Source organism: Streptomyces sp. NPDC004838, assembly GCF_053600955.1.
In genome coordinates this window covers 307,233-323,828 of sequence record NZ_JBSGAW010000001.1, presented here as the reverse complement: position 1 = coordinate 323,828, position 16,596 = coordinate 307,233, and the positions used below count along the sequence as shown (strand labels likewise).

The 16,596-nt window shown below is 71.5% G+C and carries 14 protein-coding genes; 6 read left to right on the top strand and 8 right to left on the bottom strand.

The window, feature by feature from the left end:
* Nucleotides 1-45: 45 nt before the first annotated feature.
* Nucleotides 46-921 (bottom strand): lysozyme, encoded by an 876-nt coding sequence (locus ACWEFL_RS01315; RefSeq protein WP_451705692.1) that lies wholly within the window; start codon nucleotides 919-921, stop codon nucleotides 46-48.
* Nucleotides 922-1,204: 283 nt separating this feature from the next.
* Here ACWEFL_RS01315 and ACWEFL_RS01310 point away from each other — a divergent pair, with 283 nt between their 5' ends.
* Nucleotides 1,205-1,636: a MarR family winged helix-turn-helix transcriptional regulator gene (locus tag ACWEFL_RS01310; RefSeq protein WP_451705690.1), complete on the top strand. Its 432-nt coding sequence runs from the start codon at nucleotides 1,205-1,207 to the stop codon at nucleotides 1,634-1,636.
* 169 nt (nucleotides 1,637-1,805) lie between these two features.
* Here the strand turns inward: ACWEFL_RS01310 and ACWEFL_RS01305 are convergent, their stop codons facing one another.
* Nucleotides 1,806-2,597 (bottom strand): hypothetical protein, encoded by a 792-nt coding sequence (locus ACWEFL_RS01305; RefSeq protein WP_451705688.1) that lies wholly within the window; start codon nucleotides 2,595-2,597, stop codon nucleotides 1,806-1,808.
* A 373-nt stretch (nucleotides 2,598-2,970) separates the two neighbouring features.
* On the opposite strand from ACWEFL_RS01305, the gene ACWEFL_RS01300 reads away from it, so the two are divergent.
* The 5 genes from ACWEFL_RS01300 to ACWEFL_RS01280 all read left to right on the top strand — a co-directional run bounded on the left by ACWEFL_RS01300 (nucleotide 2,971) and on the right by ACWEFL_RS01280 (nucleotide 9,097).
* Nucleotides 2,971-6,087, top strand: a complete 3,117-nt coding sequence (locus ACWEFL_RS01300; RefSeq protein WP_451705687.1) for a nitrate- and nitrite sensing domain-containing protein — start codon at nucleotides 2,971-2,973, stop codon at nucleotides 6,085-6,087.
* A complete protein-coding gene (locus ACWEFL_RS01295; RefSeq protein ID WP_451705685.1) occupies nucleotides 6,084-6,569 on the top strand; it encodes a roadblock/LC7 domain-containing protein in 486 nt (161 codons plus the stop codon). The genes ACWEFL_RS01300 and ACWEFL_RS01295 overlap by 4 nt, the downstream gene beginning before the upstream one ends.
* Nucleotides 6,566-6,976: a DUF742 domain-containing protein gene (locus ACWEFL_RS01290; RefSeq protein ID WP_451705682.1), complete on the top strand. Its 411-nt coding sequence runs from the start codon at nucleotides 6,566-6,568 to the stop codon at nucleotides 6,974-6,976. Before ACWEFL_RS01295 ends, ACWEFL_RS01290 begins: the two co-directional genes overlap by 4 nt.
* Nucleotides 6,957-7,676, top strand: a complete 720-nt coding sequence (locus ACWEFL_RS01285; RefSeq protein WP_451705680.1) for a GTP-binding protein — start codon at nucleotides 6,957-6,959, stop codon at nucleotides 7,674-7,676. The genes ACWEFL_RS01290 and ACWEFL_RS01285 overlap by 20 nt, the downstream gene beginning before the upstream one ends.
* 128 nt (nucleotides 7,677-7,804) lie before the next feature.
* Complete coding sequence (locus tag ACWEFL_RS01280) at nucleotides 7,805-9,097, top strand: styrene monooxygenase/indole monooxygenase family protein (protein ID WP_451705677.1); 1,293 nt, start codon at nucleotides 7,805-7,807, stop codon at nucleotides 9,095-9,097.
* Here the strand turns inward: ACWEFL_RS01280 and ACWEFL_RS01275 are convergent.
* From ACWEFL_RS01275 to ACWEFL_RS01250, 6 genes are all read right to left on the bottom strand, one after another.
* Entirely contained in the window at nucleotides 9,037-10,611 is a 1,575-nt protein-coding gene (locus tag ACWEFL_RS01275; RefSeq protein ID WP_451705675.1) for an NlpC/P60 family protein, read from the bottom strand. The two genes, ACWEFL_RS01280 and ACWEFL_RS01275, sit on opposite strands and share 61 nt — an antisense overlap.
* 134 nt (nucleotides 10,612-10,745) lie before the next feature.
* The gene (locus tag ACWEFL_RS01270) at nucleotides 10,746-11,030 is read right to left on the bottom strand and encodes a hypothetical protein (protein ID WP_451705672.1); all 285 of its coding nucleotides are present in this window, start codon (nucleotides 11,028-11,030) and stop codon (nucleotides 10,746-10,748) included.
* Nucleotides 11,031-11,222: 192 nt separating this feature from the next.
* Nucleotides 11,223-12,158 (bottom strand): AurF N-oxygenase family protein, encoded by a 936-nt coding sequence (locus ACWEFL_RS01265; RefSeq protein ID WP_451705670.1) that lies wholly within the window; start codon nucleotides 12,156-12,158, stop codon nucleotides 11,223-11,225.
* A 129-nt stretch (nucleotides 12,159-12,287) separates the two neighbouring features.
* Nucleotides 12,288-13,745: a penicillin-binding transpeptidase domain-containing protein gene (locus ACWEFL_RS01260; protein WP_451705667.1), complete on the bottom strand. Its 1,458-nt coding sequence runs from the start codon at nucleotides 13,743-13,745 to the stop codon at nucleotides 12,288-12,290.
* A complete protein-coding gene (locus ACWEFL_RS01255; protein ID WP_451705665.1) occupies nucleotides 13,742-15,148 on the bottom strand; it encodes an FtsW/RodA/SpoVE family cell cycle protein in 1,407 nt (468 codons plus the stop codon). The genes ACWEFL_RS01260 and ACWEFL_RS01255 overlap by 4 nt, the downstream gene beginning before the upstream one ends.
* Nucleotides 15,149-15,343: 195 nt before the next feature.
* The gene (locus ACWEFL_RS01250) at nucleotides 15,344-16,549 is read right to left on the bottom strand and encodes a histidine kinase dimerization/phospho-acceptor domain-containing protein (protein WP_451705662.1); all 1,206 of its coding nucleotides are present in this window, start codon (nucleotides 16,547-16,549) and stop codon (nucleotides 15,344-15,346) included.
* Nucleotides 16,550-16,596 lie beyond the last annotated feature (47 nt).

The following is a 16,596-nucleotide window of genomic DNA, read 5'->3' as shown; positions in this document are numbered from 1 at the left end:
GCGCGCCGGCCTCCGAGCCCAGCGCGCGGTGTGCGCGCACGGGTGTCATCCACTGGCGAGGGCCGCAACCCGGTCCAGGCCGCCGTTGTACTTGTCGTGGTCGCCGACGATCGGCCCGGTCGAGGTGTACTGCCACATCGTGTGGGCGTCCCAGCCGGCCGGCAGGGGACCCGGTGTGGTGTTGTACCGGGCGATCCACAGCGGGTTCTGGGCGCCGAAGCCGCTGTAGCCGCCGGTGCACTGGGTCCACCAGCTGGTCGCGGTGTAGATCACCGCGTCCCGGCCGGTTCGGGCCTTGTACCGGTCCAGGAAGTTCCTGATCCAGGTCACCATCCCCGACGGGGTCTTGCCGTAGCAGGCCGCGCCGTACGGATTCCACTCCATGTCGAGAGCGCCCGGCAGGGTCCTGCCGTCGGGCGACCAGCCGCCGCCGTTGTCGACGAAGTAGTCGGCCTGCGCGGCGCCCGAGGCCGTGTCGGGTGTGGCGAAGTGGTACGAACCGCGGATCATGCCGACGTCGTACGAGCCGCCGTACTGCTGCGAGAAGTAGGGGTTCTTGTAGTAGGTGCCCTCTGTGGCCTTGTTGTAGGACCATCTGACGCCGCTGTTCCAGAGCGCGGGCCAGTTGACGTCGCCCTGATGACTGGAGACGTCGACGCCTTCCGTCCCGGTGGCGCGGGCATAGCCCGGCAGACCTCCCTGGCCGTCGTGTGCGATCACGCCCATGCCGAGATGGGCGGAGCCGCGTGGAGGGTGGTCGCCGTCGCCGACGGCCGCACGGGCATAGGACGGGGGAAGGAGAGAGAGGGGGGAGAGGGGGGAGAGGACAGCGAGGAGGGCGCCGACCGCTGTGATGAGCGTACGGCGGGATCTCCTCGACGGACGGTGGGGAACGGTCGTTCCGGATCTCTGCACGGACATAAGCGTGCCTCCGACGGGCCTCGGTGAGAGGCAAGGCCATGTACCGACATTCCCGCGATGGAGCAATTTGCTATGTACATGTCGCATGTGAAGCTACGCACGTAGACCGCGGCCGGTGAAGGGGGGCGGGGTGCTGTCGTCGGTCGACGCCTGCGGAATACTGGCCGAGCTGCGGAGAGGGTGCCGCTGAAAAGAACTTTCAGGAATCGGAAAGCCTGCGAGGGGTGCTGACGTGCACGGAAGCGGTACGGGGAGTGAGGCCGACCCCAAAGATGTGAGTGGTGTGGACCAGGTATTCCTGGCCCTGGAGCGGGAGTTGGCCGTGTTCCTGCGCAGGGCCCGCGCCAATTCCGGCGAGATGGCCCGCGAGGTCCACCCCGGACTGGAGCCCGCCGCCTACGGGTTGCTCGTGCGACTCGAGGCCGCGGGGTCTCAGCGCGCCACCGACCTCGCGGCCTACTTCGGCGTCGGCAAGGCGACGATGAGCCGTCAGTTGCGCGCGCTCGAAGAGGTCGGACTGGTGGCGCGGGAGCCCGATCCGGCGGACGGCCGGGCCTCACTCGTCCGGCTCACGGGAGAAGGTCTGGAGAGATTCCGCCGAGTGAGGGACGCGCGTCGCGACCGCTATGTCCGCAAGCTCGCGGGCTGGGACCGGGGCGAGATCGCGGAGTTGGCGCGGCTGCTCTCCCAGCTGAACCAGCGGGCGGGGCAGTGAGCCGGACGCACGGAGACGGGAGCCGGGGCAGCCCCCGTGTGAGCCGAGTCAGGGGCGGGCGGAAGCGAGCCGGGGAGCCGTGCGTGAATCGGGCGGCAGGCGGGGGAGTGAGCAGGCCGACGGGAGAGGTCGGTCGGACGCGGGGGCGGGGGATCCCCGGACGGATCGCCTACAGCTCCGCGTAGACCACCGCCGCGTCATCGTGCAGCTTCCAGCGGACGACTTCCGTCCGCTCCAGCGCCGCCGCCGTCTCGACCGCGCGGACACGGTCGATCAGGCCCTGGGCGCCTTCCTTCCGCAGGACCGCCACGCACTCCGTCCAACTGCCCTCGGCGAACATGTCCACCCAGCGCGAGGCGCCGTCGGTCAGCGCGGCGATCGCGCGGACCCCGGCGCGGGGGACCCGGCCCGTCACCGCGCGGGAGGCGACCGCCGGATCGGCCGCGGCCGTGAAGAAGCCGCCCTCCGCGTTGCGCAGCGCGTCCGCCGAGGCATGGGTGCGCAGCCGCTCCCGGGGCAGCCGTGCGATCCGGTCGTCCAGCACCGCCCGGACTCCGCCGTCCGGCGACTCCAGCAGCAGCGTCGAGTCGGAGAGCACCAGAAACTCCACGTCCTCCGCCGGCCCGCCCCAGCGGACGACCACCACCGTGGCCTGCGGAGTACGTACGTGAGAAAGGTCACAGGTGGCCCGATGGTGGTCGGCGGTGCGCCGAATTGCCGCGGAGAGGATTTCGGTCAAGGTCAGTTCGTGTCGTGAACCGGACAGTTCGAGCAGGGCACCGCCGAGCCGGGCCGTGAACCACGGAACTCCGTGCACACACCCGTAGTCACCCTCCGGAGGAGTCACCCCGTCGAGCGCCACCAGGGATCCGCCCTGGCCCGAGGCGGGGAGGGCGACGGATACCCAGTCCTCGTTGGGCCGTTCGGCCGAGCCGGGAGAAGTGGCCAGTTCGATACGCATGATTCCCAGTCTGCATGACTCGTTCACGACGTCTGCACAAGCGAAGGATTCATCCGTACGGCCAGGTCAGGCCGTGTTCGGATAGAGTGAACAAGCCAAATCGCGGGCGCGGGCGCGCATCCTGCCAAAGCCGGGCCCGAAGATCCAGTCCGCCTCATCGGAGCCGTCCGTCCGACAACCGAGCGGAGTTGTTCGCCAACTCCTCGGTGATGTTCACTCGTTCAGGTGGCGGAGCGGCCGAAGTGTGCCATCCCTCCCAAAAGCACTGGAATCGTCTGAAGTCGTGCCAGGGGTGGGATCTCGCGTATGACCGGTCGTCATCTCTGCTTCATGGTTCAAGGGCTGGACGAGTCAAGCAGGATTGCGAGCACCGGTGCAGAAGAAGCGGCCTCAGGCCCCCCTGGTCCCTGAGACGTTCCCGGCGCAGGGCGCCGCATCGCCCGTCCCCGTCGCGAGTGGCCGCGCCAAGCGGCTGCGGAGCCGGCTGGTCGTGGGCGTCGCCGTCGTCGGCCTGGTCGTCGTGGCGGCGGGCGCGCCCGGCCTGCTGGACACCTCCCGGGAACTCCACGAGTCCCAGCGGCTGGTGACGCTCGCCCAGCTCAACAGACAGGCCGTCACCCTGGCCCACTCGCTCGCCGACGAGCGCGACGAGGTCACCGCGTACATCGCGGCCGGACGCGACGGACAGAAGGGCTCCGAGGCCGACCGGCGCGAGATCACCGACACCCGGAGCGCCCGCGTCGACCGGCAGATCGACGAGATACGGGACTCGGTCCCCGAAGACCGCGCCACGCTGCGCCGCGATCTGTCGGCCGTGCCCTCCGTCCGCCGCACCGCCCTCACCGGCGACGGCACGGCCATGGAGGCCCACCGGGCGTACTCCACCGTCATCGCCGGTCTGCACGCGCTCGCCGACGAACTCGTCGAGAAGACCCCGCCCCGCGCCGCCGACGGCACCCGAGCGCCGGCGGCACTCGGACTCGCCGTCGAACAGGCTTCCGCCACCCGAGGGCTTCTCCTCGCCGCGCTCTCCGTGCCGCGCGAGGAGCCCGAGGAGAGCTACGACCCCATCACCGGGCTCCCCGTCGAGGAGGAGCCGAGCGAGAGCGGCAAGGCCGCCGAACGTACCCGTGACGGGCTCAGCGCCCTCGCCCAGCAGTCCCGCGTACGGGAACTCGCCGCGCTCTCCGACTTCGACCTGGCGGCGAACAAGGAGGCCCAGGACTCCCTGGCCGCCACCGTCACCGGAGCGGAGGTCAAGAAGGCCGAGTCCTCGCTCGCCCGCCTCACCGACCAGCCCCACCTCACCGACGGCGACCTCAAGACCAACCGGCGGACGCTGGAGACCTCGCTCACCGCCCGCATCGAGCAGATGCGCGGAGTCGAGTCCTCCCTCGCCTCCGAGCGCATCACCAGCCTCGAGAAGCTCCGTGACGACGACGTCACCGCGCTGGAGATCGAGATCGCGATCCTCGGTGGCCTCTTCCTGCTCGCCATCGCCATCCTGGCCGCCCTCCTCCGTACGATCACCCGTCCCCTCGCCGTACTGCGCATCGGCGCGGCCCGGCTCGCCGCCGCGCCCGACACCGAGGAGCCGGTCGGCTTCACCGGCCGCAACGACGAGTTCGCCCAGGTCGTACGCTCCCTCAACACCCTGCACGACAAGGTCCGCGAGCTCGGCGTACGCGCCGGGCGAGCCGAAGAGGACCGGGGCGGGATGGCCGGGGCACGCGACGCCATGGTCACCGAACTCGCCGCCGAGCGCGCCGGAATGCACGCGCGCACCGAGGAGATGCGCCGTCACGCCGACGAGCTGACCGCCGAGATCCAGCGGCTGCGCCACGCAGTCGACCACACCTTCGTCAATCTCTCGCTGCGCACGCTCGGCCTCGTCGAACGCCAGCTCGGTGTGATCGAGAAGCTGGAGGAGCGCGAGCAGGACCCGGAGCGGCTCGCCACGCTCTTCAAGCTCGACCACATGGCCACCGTCATGCGCCGCCACAGCGAGAACCTGCTGGTGCTCGCCGGGGCCGAGCACTCCCACGGGCACCCCGGCGCCGTCCCGCTGGTGGACGTCCTGCGCGCCGCCGTCAGCGAGATCGAGCGGTACGAGCGGGTCGTCATCCAGTCACTGCCGCCGCACGCCCAGGTCGCCGGTTTCGCCGCCGACGATCTGAGCCATCTGATCGCCGAACTGCTGGAGAACGCGACCTCCTTCTCGCCGCCGGACGCGAGGGTCGAACTCTCGGGCTGGCTGCTGGAGAGCGGCGAAGTGATGCTCTCCGTCCAGGACAGCGGGATAGGGATGACCGCGAGCCGGCTCGCCGAGGTCAACGAACGGCTGGAGAACCCGGACGCGTTCGAGACCCCGTCCGGCCGGGAGGAGGGGCTCGGGCTGCGCGTCACCGCGCTGCTGGCCGCACGCCACGGCGTACGGGTGCAGCTGCGCGACCAGAAGTCCGGGGGCTCTCCGCGATCCCAGGGCGCGGGGGGAGGGATCACCTCGGTCGTCGTCCTGCCGCAGACGCTGCTGCCCAAGGAGCCGCCCGCCGAGCACCACATCGGGGCGCACGGGGACACGGCCCCGGTCCAGCTGCCCGGATCGGTCGCCGAGGCCAACTCCAACGCGCTGCCCGCCACCCCCCGGCACGCGGCGCCCACCCCGGCACCCGCACCCGAGCCCGTACCGGCGCCCACCCCGGCGCCTGAGCCCATGCCCACGTCCGAACCCGTACCGGCGCCCGAGCCCATGCCGACGCCCGAAACCGCGCGGGCCCCGCTGGGGATCGCACCGGGCACCGACCCGCTGGTGGAGGCGGCCGAGGCCGCCATACGCAAGGCTGAGCGGGAACGGGAACGGGAATCGGCGCAGGAGGCACACGGGCGGACGGCCGACGGCTACCCGGCCGACGCCTACCCGGCGGGGCCGACGGACCCGGCCTACCCGGCGGAGCCGACCGTTCCGGCACAGGGCATCGGCTACGACCGGACCCCCGGCTACGCGGGGGCCGACGAGGCCACCTTCGAGATGCGGCTGCCGGACCAGGAGCCGTACGGAACACCCACCGTCCCCGCACCCGCGCCCGCGTTCGACGACATCGGTCCCCACACCGCACCGGACCGCCACCACGAGTACGAGCACGAGTACGGGCGCCAGAGGGAAACGGCCGCGGAGTACCAGCCCGCGGCCGAGCCCGAGCGGGCCGGGGAGCCCGCATGGGCGCCCGTGTCCGGTCCGACCGGACCCGTCGACGCACCCACCTGGGACCGCGTCACCGACAAGGGCCTGCCCAAGCGCACGCCCAGGGTCGTCAAGCCCGCCGCCGCACCCGGTCAGCGCACCGGCAGCGTCGACGCCGAAGCCCTGCGACGCAGGCTCGGCGGCTTCCAGCGGGCGGCGGAGGAGGGCCGCCGTGAAGCACGCGCCGAGATCGCGCGCACGGCAGCGCCAGAAGAAGCGGGGGACACAGTCGAGGAGGCACGCAGTTGACTGCGACCGGGACATTCGGCCTGAGCACGGAGGCCCGCAATCTGCACTGGCTGCTGAGCAATCTGGTGGAGGAGGTACCGGGTCTGCGCTCCGTCGCCGTCGTCTCGTCCGACGGACTGCTCCTGCTCTCGTCCGATCCCGACCAGAACGTCGCCGCCCCCGCCCCCGCCGTACGCCCGGAGGGCCCCAGAGGCTCCAGCGCCGACCTCGCCACCATCGTCTCCGGCATCGGCAGCCTGACCGTCGGGGCCGCCCGGCTGATGGACGGCGGCGGCGTCAAACAGACGATGGTCGCCATGGAGGACGCCTGCGTGTTCATCATGTCGATCAGCGACGGCTCGCTGCTCGGGGTCCACGCCGACGCCGACTGCGACATGGCCGTGGTCGCGTACCACATGGGCCTGTTCGTGGGCCGCGCCGGACATGTGCTCACCCCCGAACTCCGCAGCGAGCTGCGCCAGTCCCTGGAAGGCACCCGGTGACCGCCTCGTCCACCCCCGCCGGACTGCCCAGGCGCGGCGAGAGCCGCCGCCCCGCCCGCGTACGGCCCTACTCGCTCACCGGCGGGCGCACCCGCTTCGGCCATGTACTGCTCGTCGAGACGCTGGTGGCCGCGCTCGAAGCCCCCGCCGACCGTCGGGAGCTGCCCCAGGGCGATCTGTCGACACGGGTCATGCCCGAGTTGCAGGCCATCGTCGAGCTGTGCCGCCGTATGCGTACCGTCGCCGAGATCTCGGCGATCCTCAAGATGCCGCTGGGCGTCGTCAGGGTGCTTCTCAGCGACCTCGCCGACCAGGGAAAGATCCGTGTGTACGGCACGGGGCACGGCCCCGGAAGACCGGAACGCGCACTGCTCGAAAGGGTGCTGAGTGGACTCCGCCGGCTCTGACACACTGCCCGCCCCCGAACAACCCCGGACCCCGGCCCAGGCCCAGGTGCCGCGTCAGCCCTCCGGCGCCACCCCGGTCACCGAGGCCACCGAGGCCACCGCGGTCCCCGCGGCCGAAGACGGCCTGCGGGACTGGCAGCTGGACCACGACCGCGCCCCCACCGTCACCAAGGTCGTGGTGGCGGGCGGTTTCGGCGTGGGCAAGACGACCTTCGTCGGAACGGTCTCGGAGATCACCCCGCTCCAGACCGAGGCCCTGATGACCCAGGCGAGCGAGGAGACCGACGATCTCTCCGCCACGCCCGGCAAGCTCACCACGACCGTCGCCATGGACTTCGGCCGGATCACGCTCGACGACGACCTGGTGCTGTACGTCTTCGGCACGCCCGGTCAGCAGCGCTTCTGGTTCATGTGGGACGACCTCGCACGGGGTGCGATCGGCGCGATCGTGCTCGCCGACACCCGGCGGCTGTCGGACTGCTTCCCCGCGCTCGACTACTTCGAGAGCAGCGGGATGCCGTACGTCGTCGCCGTCAACCACTTCGACGGTTCGGAGCTGTTCGAAAAAGAGGACGTGCGGGAGGCATTGACCATACCCGCGCGGGTACCGATCGTGATCATGGACGCCCGGCAGCGGTTCACCGTCATCGAGTCACTGCTCACGCTGGTCGCCCATGCGCTCGAAGCGACTCCCGAATAGCCGTCGGACGGTGAACGCATCCGTGGACGCACTCATGTGCCCACCGGCGGGCTTATGGACACAGCTTCGAGCAGATCTTCGAACGGATTCTTGAACAGCTCTCCGAACCGACGAAAGAGACACCCCGGATGCGGAAGATACTCATAGTCGGAGCCGGTCAGTCCGGTCTCCAGCTCGCCCTCGGCCTGCAGTCGCGGGGCTACGAGGTCACCCTGATGTCCAACCGTACCGCCGACGAGATCCGGACCGGCCGGGTCATGTCGACGCAGTGCATGTTCCACACCGCGCTCCAGCACGAGCGCGATCTGGACATCAACTTCTGGGAAACCCAGGCGCCGAAGATCCAGGGCCTCGGAGTCTCCGTCGCCGGACCCGAATCCCAGGACGCCCCCGGCGGGCCCAGGGGACGGCTCATCGACTGGGTCGGCAAGCTCGACGGCTATGCCCAGTCCGTCGACCAGCGCGTCAAGATGGCCGGCTGGATGGAGACGTTCGCCCAGCGCGGAGGACAGCTCGTCATCCACGGGGCGGCCGTCTCCGACCTCGACTTCTTCGCCCGCACCTACGATCTGGTGCTCGTCTCGGCGGGCAAGGGCGAACTGGTCTCGATGTTCGGCCGGGACGCCTCGCGCTCCCCGTACGACGCTCCGCAGCGCGCCCTCTCCGTCGCCTACGTCCACGGCCTCGGCCCGCGCCCCGAGCACCCCGACTACGACGCCGTCCGCTGCAATCTGGTGCCCGGCGTCGGTGAACTGTTCGTCATGCCGACCCTCACCACCAGCGGCCGCGCGGACATCCTCTTCTGGGAAGGCATCCCCGGCGGCCCGCTCGACGTCTTCAAGGGCGTCAAGGACCCGGCCGAGCACCTCTCGCTCACGCTGGAGCTGATGGAGCGGTTCACCCCCTGGGAGTACGCGCGTGCCACCAAGGTCGAACTGACCGACGCGGGCGGCACGCTCGCCGGCCGGTACGCCCCCACCGTGCGGAACCCGGTCGGGCGGCTGCCCGGCGGCGGACTGGTCCTCGGCGTCGCGGACGTCGTCGTCGCCAACGACCCCGTCACCGGACAGGGCTCGAACTCCGCCTCCAAGTGCGCGGCCTCGTATCTCGCCTCGATCACCGAGCACGGGGAGAAGCCGTTCGACGAGGAGTGGATGCGGTCCGCGTTCGACCGCTACTGGGAGACCGCGCGGCACGTCACCAAGTGGACCAACGCGATGCTCGCGCCGCCGCCGGAGCACATCCTGAACCTGATCGGCGCGGCCGGCCGGCTCCAGCCGGTGGCCGACCGGTTCGCCAACGGGTTCAACGACCCCGCGGACTTCGAGAACTTCTTCTACGACCCGGCGCTCGCCGAGTCCTATCTGGGCGAGGTCGCCGCCCGCGCCACCACGGGAGTCGCGGGGGCCGCGGGATCCTGAGGAGCCTCGGGAGCCGAGGGCGTCACAGGAGCCTCGGGAGCCGCAGGGTTCTCGGGAGCTGAGGGAGTCGCAGGAGCCTGGGGCGCCACAGGATTCTCGGGAGCCGTGGGACCCTCCGCCGGGGCCTTGGCGCCCGAGTAGCCCGTGTCCGGCCCCGCCGTGGCCCCGTCGGGGAGCCGCGGCGGGGTGTACCCGTCCAGCGGGGCGCCGTCCGGATCGGGCCGCACCGCGCCCAGCACCGGGTTCGACGCGAGGGGGGAGACCTTGACCTTCGCGCCGGGCCGCGGGGCCTGGACCACCATCCCGTTGCCCAGATACACCGCCACATGGGTCGCCTCGGGGAAGTAGACCACCAGATCGCCGGGGCGCAGCGAGCGCAGTGCCACCTTCGGCAGATCCCGCCACTGCTTCTGGCTGGTGCGCGGGATCTTCAGCCCGGCGGCGTTCCAGGCGCGGGAGGTCAGACCGGAGGAGTCGTACGCCTTGGGGCCCTGTGCGCCCTGGGCGTACGGCTTCCCGATCTGGTCGACGGCGTACTTGACGGCCTTGGCGCCCTGCGGGGTGGGCTTGCGCTGTTCGTCGGGAGAGCCGAACGCGCCCGACGCGACCAGACTCTCCTGGCCCTGCGGGGAGGTGAGCCCGGTGATCTGCTCGGGGGAGAGCGAGGCGAGGGTCTTCTGGACGTCCTTCAGCCGCGCGTCCGCCGTCGTCCGCGCCTTCTGCTGCCCGGCTGCGAGGGCCCGTTCCTTGTCGAGGGCCTTGTGGGAGGCGGCGGCGAGTGCCTCCGCCTTCTTCGCCCGAGACTCCAGCAGGTTCACGACCGCCATCCGGTTCGCCGCCACGCGCTGCATCAGATGGCGCTCGTCCAGGGCGTGCTGGGGGCTCGGAGCGAGAAGCAGCCGCAGATACGAGGACAGCTCGGAGTGGCCCTGGTACTGCTCCCGCGCCAGCCGCCCCGATTCCGCCCGGCTGGCGTCGAGCGCGTCCCGTGCCGTGGTCAGCTGCCGGCCGAGCCGCGCGGTCTCGGCACGCTGGGCCTTCAGCCGCTTCTCGGCGGCGGCGTACGTATCACCGGCTTCCTCGGCCAGCCGGTAGAGGGTCCCGAGCCGGGCGACCAGCTGGGGAACGGACTCCGGGGGACCGGGGGCCGCCGGGGGCGCGGCGGCTCCGGGATCGCCCGAGAGTTCGCCCCCGGGGGTGCCCTCAGCGCCTTCGGGCTCCTGGGCACCCTCGGGCTGCTGGGGCTCTCCGGCCTCCGGGGGCTCTCCGGCCTCCGGGGAGTCCTGGGAATCGTCGGATTCCTGGGCATCCCAGGAGTCCTGGGGGTACTCGCTGTCGTCTTGGGGGGCGGATTCGTCTTCGCCCTGCCCGTCGGTCGCGGCGGTGGCGTCGTCCGGCTCGACGGTCGCGGCGGCCGGGACCGGGTCAGCCCGGACGCCGCCCGGCGCGGTCGCGATCAGGGTGACCGCCGTGAGCGCCGCCGTGCACACTGTGCGGAGCAATCTGCCTGACACGCCTTCACCTCCGACCGGGGCGCGGCCCCTTGCCGCCCCACACCCGCGATCGTGCGGGCCCCTGGGTCCGTGCGCCTTCCGGGTGGCCGATTCGGCGGAACGACGTCACCCGTCCCAGGGGCAGTCCGGGGGTCCTACGGCGTGTCGGCTCGGCCCTGCGGCTTCGACCAGGGCCACTTCAGCTCGCGGCGCTCCCTGCCCTGTGGCGCGTACTCGTACCGCCAGCCACGCTGGAGCCCGAGCCGCTTGGTGTATCCGGCGGGGACGCGGCGGTAGGCGTGCACCGTCGGCGGGGTGCCGTCGTCGTTCGGCACGGGAATCTCGTACCACTTGGGCGGATGCCCGGTGGGCCCGACGAGCACGGGCAACGTTCGCCCGTCGAGGGGCCCGCCGATGAAGGGCGCGTTCTCGCTTCTCACCCGGCCCAGTCTCCCCCATGCGGGTGGGCCTCCCATGGTGGCCGCGCCCGCGCTCGGGCGAACCCGTGACCGCCTTGCCGGACGGGTTCCGGTGGAGCGGCCCGGCGGTCTGGCCGGTGCTGTGACCGGACTCCTCGGCGTCGTCGGCGTCGTCGGTGCCAGGGGCCGCCGTGGCCCCACGGCCTGCCGGGATCAGGCGAGCAGGCCGGACCGCTTCCACAGCCGCCGGCCCGGCCCCCGCAGCACCCCGATGTCGTCGAGGAAGTCCGTGAGCCGCTTGGCTCCGGACCGCATGACCTCCCGGCGGTGCCCGCTGGCCCGTACCTGGGCGACGGCCTCCCCGCGGTCGAGTCCGACGTCCGCGTACACCCGAGGATTGACGAAGCAGACGGAGAACACCCGCGCCGCGTGCCCGCAGCTGATCCGGGTCAGCTCCCGCTCCCAGCGGGGTGCGGTCACCATCTGGCGGCGCAGCTCCTCGCGGGCGTAACGGACATGACGGGCCTCCTCCACCACATGGATGCGGGTGACTCCGCGGACGAGGGGCTGCACCCGCTCGTCGGGGAAGGTCAGCCGCTGCATCCAGTCGAGTATCTCCTCGCCGAGGAGCGTGGCCGCGAAGGAGCCGGGCGTGGTCGAGACGGTCTTCAGTACGCGTCCCAGCTGGTGATGGACGCGGGGGACGGGGTACGCGGGTGTCCCGCCCTTGCGGATCATCCGGGCGAACATCATCGAGTGCCGGCACTCGTCGGCGATCTCGGTGAGGGCGTACCGCACATGACCGCTGGTCAGGGGCTTGTCGTAGATGTGCCGGACCAGTAGCTGCATCAGGATGATCTCGAACCAGATGCCGAGCGAGGCGAGGGACGCGGCCTCGTGCCGGGCGAGGTCCATCCGCTGTTCCTCGGACATCCGCCGCCAGAGCGGGGTGCCGTAGAGGGAGACCAGCTCCGGCGGCCAGAACCATTTCCCCTCCTCGAAGGGGGAGTCCCAGTCGAGTTCCGCGTCCGGGTCGAAGGAGTGCTTGGCGGAGGCTTCGAGGAGGCGCTGGGCGACCTGCTCACGGTCGCGAAGGGGGCCCAGAGCGTCGTGGAGCAGCGGGGTGTCGCGTTCGGACACTGTTGTCATGACCTTTATCAGACTCTGCGTCAGTAAGCGCGTCAAGCCTCTGCGTACGACTTGTTGACTCGTCGTCTACTAAGGGGCAGCCCCTTGGGGCCGGGCCGGGGTCGCCGGTGGGGCGGCGGGGTCCGGCGGTCAGTCCCGCAGCGCCGCCTCCATGACCGCCTTGGCGATCGGGGCCGCGTCGCCGCCGCCGCTGATGTGGTCGCGGACCGCGTTCGCGTCCTCGACGACGACCGCGACGGCCACCGCGGGCCGCATCGCGTCATCGGCCTGGGCCCAGGAGATGAACCAGGCGTACGGGGTACCGGAGTTGCCGAGGCCGTGCTGGGCCGTTCCCGTCTTGCCGCCGACCCGAGCGCCGGGGATCGCCGCGTTCGAGCCGGTGCCCTCCTCCACCACCCGCACCATCAGACGCCGCAGCTCCCGGGCCGTGGCCGGGTTCATGGCCCGCTGGTACGAGCGCTGGTGGTTCCGGGAGAGAGTGCGGCCGGTGCCGGTGGTCACCCGGTCCACCAGATAGGGGTACTTGAGGTCCCCGCCGTTGGCGACCGCCGCCGAGACCATCGCCATCTGGAGCGGGGTCGCCTTCGTGTTGAACTGGCCGATCGAGGAGAGCGCCAGTTGGTCTGCCGACATCCGGGCGTCGAAGTTGGAGGGCGCGACGCCGGACGGGATCCGGAGCCGGTGGTCGTTGAAGCCGAAGGCGGTGGCGGTGGCGAGCATCCGGGGCAGCCCGATCTGTACGCCGAGGTTCGCCATCACCGTGTTGCAGGACCACTGGAGCGCGTACGCGAGGGACGCGTCGCCGCAGCCCTCCGTGTCGTCGGGGAGCGTGGTGCGGGTGCCGGGCAGGACATAGGGGTCGGGCGTGTCCGTCGGCTCGTCCACGTCCGACACCAGGCCCGAGTCCAGCGCCGCCGCCGCTGTGACGATCTTGAATGCCGAACCGGGTGGATACGTCTGCCGGATCGCCCGGTTGAGCATCGGCTGGGTGCTCAGGGCGTTCAGTTCGGCCCATGCCTTCCTTGCGGCGGGACCGGTGCCGGAGAGCGTGCCGGGATCGTACGAAGGGCTGCTGACCAGCGCGAGGATCCGGCCGGACGAGGGTTCGACGGCGGCGACCGCGCCCCGCTTCCCGCCGAGTCCCTCGTAGGCGGCCTTCTGCATCGCGGGCTTGATGGTGGTGATGACATCGCCGCCCGGCTGCCGGGCACGGCTGAGATCGTTCCAGAGCGGGAGCGTGACGAGCCGGGGGTCGGTGCCGGAGAGCACGGAGTCCGTCGCGTTCTCGATCAGCGATGTGCCGTACGTCTGCGAGGAGTACCCCGTCACCGGTGCGTACAACGGGCCCTGGAGATAGGTGCGTTCGAAGCGGAGTTGCTGCCGGGTGTCCTTGGAGCCGGTGACCGGACGGCCGCCGGCGAAGATGTCGCCGCGCGGCTCCTCGTAACGGGAGATCGCGCCACGGCGGTTGGCCGGGTTCTCGTCGAGCGCGGCGGACTCGAAGACCTGCACCCGTGCCGCGTTGGCCAGCAGGGCGATCAGCAGGACCAGACAGAGCGCGGCGGCGCGCCGGATGTACCGGATCAACGGTCCTCCCCGGGGACCAGGGTGAAGGAACCGGGACCCTGGGGGGCCGCCGGCTCCGGTGCCGGTTCGGGCTCCGGGCGGGGCTCGCGGGCCGAGTCGCTGGCCCGGATGAGCAGCGCCACGATGATCCAGTTGGTGACCACGGACGAGCCGCCCTGGGCCAGGAACGGCATCGCCATGCCGGTCAGCGGGATCAGGCCGGTCACCCCGCCCGTGATGACGAAGACCTGGAGGGCGACGATCGAGGCCAGACCGACGGCCAGCAGCCGTCCGAAGGGGTCGCGCAGACTGAGCCCGGCCCGGAATCCGCGCGCCACGAGCAGTGCGTACAGCAGCAGAATGCCGGTCAGGCCGACCAGGCCGAGTTCCTCGCCCGCCGTGGCGAGGATGAAGTCCGACTTGGCGGCGAAGCCGATGAGGGTGGAGTGCCCGAGCCCGAGGCCCGTGCCGAGCAGGCCGCCCGCGCCGAACGAGAACAGCGACTGGGCGACCTGGCTGGGGCCCTGGCCCGCCTCGATGGAGGCGAAGGGGTTGAGCCAGTCGTCGACCCGGCCGTGCACATGCGGTTCGACCGTCCCGACCGCGAACGCGCCCGCCGCGGCCAGGGCCAGCCCCACCGCGATCCAGCCGGTACGGCCCGTCGCCACGTACAGCATGATCACGAAGAGGCCGAAGAAGAGGAGCGATGTGCCGAGGTCCCGTTCGAGGATCAGCACCATGACACTGATCAGCCAGATCGCGACGACGGGTCCGAGCACCCGCCCCGGCGGCAGCTGGAGCCTCCAGATGCGGCGGCCGGTCAGGGCGAGCGTGTGGTGACTGGCGGCGAGATACGAGGCGAAGAAGACGGCCAGCAGGATCTTCGCGAACTCGCCGGGCTGGAAGGAGAGTTCGCCGAACCGGATCCAGATCCGCGCGCCGTTCACGGAGGGGAAGAAGATCGGTGCGATCATCAGGACGAGGGCCGCCGAGACCGAGAGGTACGCGTACCGCTGAAGGATCCGGTGGTCGGGCAGCAGGGCGACGACGGCGACGCACAGCCCGAAGCCGAGAGCCGACCACACCAGTTGGGTCGGCGCGGCCAGGCTGTCGGGGGTCTCCAGATCGAGCCGGTAGATGAGCACCAGGCCGAGGCCGTTGAGGAGGACCGCGATCGGCAGCAGCAGCGGGTCGGCGTAGGGGGCGCGGACGCGGACCGCGAGATGCGCGGTGAGCGCGAGGAGGCCGAGCCCCGAGCCGTAACCGAGGACGTCCGGCGGTACGGCGTTGTTCCGGGCGAGGCCGACGGCCGCGTAACCGTAGACGGAGATGAGGACGGCGCCGACGAGGAGCGCGAGCTCGACGCCCCGCCGCTTGGGGTGGCGTGGGGCGGGCGGGGAAGCGTCCGCCGTCGTTGCGGTCATGCCACGCAACGTAGCAAGAGGTGGGCTTTATGTCCTTTATGTCATATCCGGTGATGTCCTCTGCGGTGATGTCGTCCGCGTTGATGCGGTGACGGAGGGCCCGGTGACTGAGGGCCGGGTGACGTGGGGGTGCCGTGTGCGGAAGGGCCGGGGGCGGTTCCGGTTCGCCGTAGGACCTGGCTCGCTTGCCCGGTCCTACAGCGCGCCCGTCGCGGGACCCGCCTCGGCGGCGGGCTCCGGCAGGGTCAGCCGGGCCACCGCACCACCGTCCGGGCCGTTCGCGAAGGACAGCCGCGCACCGATCACCGCCGCCTGGCCGACCGCGATCGTCAGCCCGAGGCCGTGCCCCTTGCCGCCGCCCTCCGTCCGGAACCGGGCCGGGCCGTGCTCCAGCAGATACGCCGGATAGCCGGGCCCCTGGTCGGCGACGGTCACCACCGGGCCGTCCACACAGAGCACCACCGGCGGGCTGCCGTGAAGGTGGGCATTGGCGACGAGATTGCCGAGCACCCGTTCCAGCCGCCGCCGGTCGGTCTCCACGGTCGCGTCGCGCACCACCCGCACCCCGGTCTCGGTGCCCGCCGCCCGTGCCACCCGCTCGGCCAGCCGCGACAGCTCGTGCATATCCAGATCCACCGTCTCGCCGCCCGCGTCCAGCCGCGAGATCTCCAGCAGATCCTCCGTCAGCGCGCGCATCGCCCGCACCCGGTCCCGGACCAGCTCCGCCGGCCGTCCCTCGGGCAGCAGTTCGGCCGCCGCGGACAGACCCGTCAGCGGAGTACGCAGCTCATGCGCCACATCCGCGGTGAAACGCTGCTCGCTCAGCAGCTTGGCCTGGAGCGAGGAGGCCATCGTGTCCAGCGCACCCGACACCGTGGCCACCTCGTCCTGCGGGCGGGACGGATTCCTCGTACGGGGGTCGCCGACCCGCGCGTCGAGATCGCCCGCGCTGATCCTCCGCGCCACCTGCGCGGTCAGATGCAGCCGGCGCGTGATCCGGGTGACGGCGAACGCGCCCACCAGCAGCGTCGCGCCGATCGCCAGCACCGACGACCCGAGGATCGCCCGGTCGAGCGCGGAGATCGTCTTCGCGCTCTGGGTGTAGTCGATGCGTACGCCGATCACGCTGCCATCGGCCGGCCCGGCCGCCCACATCGTGGGGCGGCCCCGGAATCTGCTCACCATCGTGCCGCGCTCCCCGCTCAGCGCGAGGGCCCGCAGCGAGCCGGGCAGCCCTGCCGGATCCACGCCCCCGAACTTGGGCAGCGGCTCGCCCGCCTCGTACGCCGCCGACACGTCCGCTAGCTGCTCCAGCGCCTTGTCGCGGGACTCGTCCACGGTCTGCCGGGTCACCCCGACATGGACCAGCACGCCGAGCAGCGCGGCGAGGGTGCAGCACATCACCGTGATGAAGACCGCGGCCTTCCAGGTGAGGGTGGCGGTCCAGC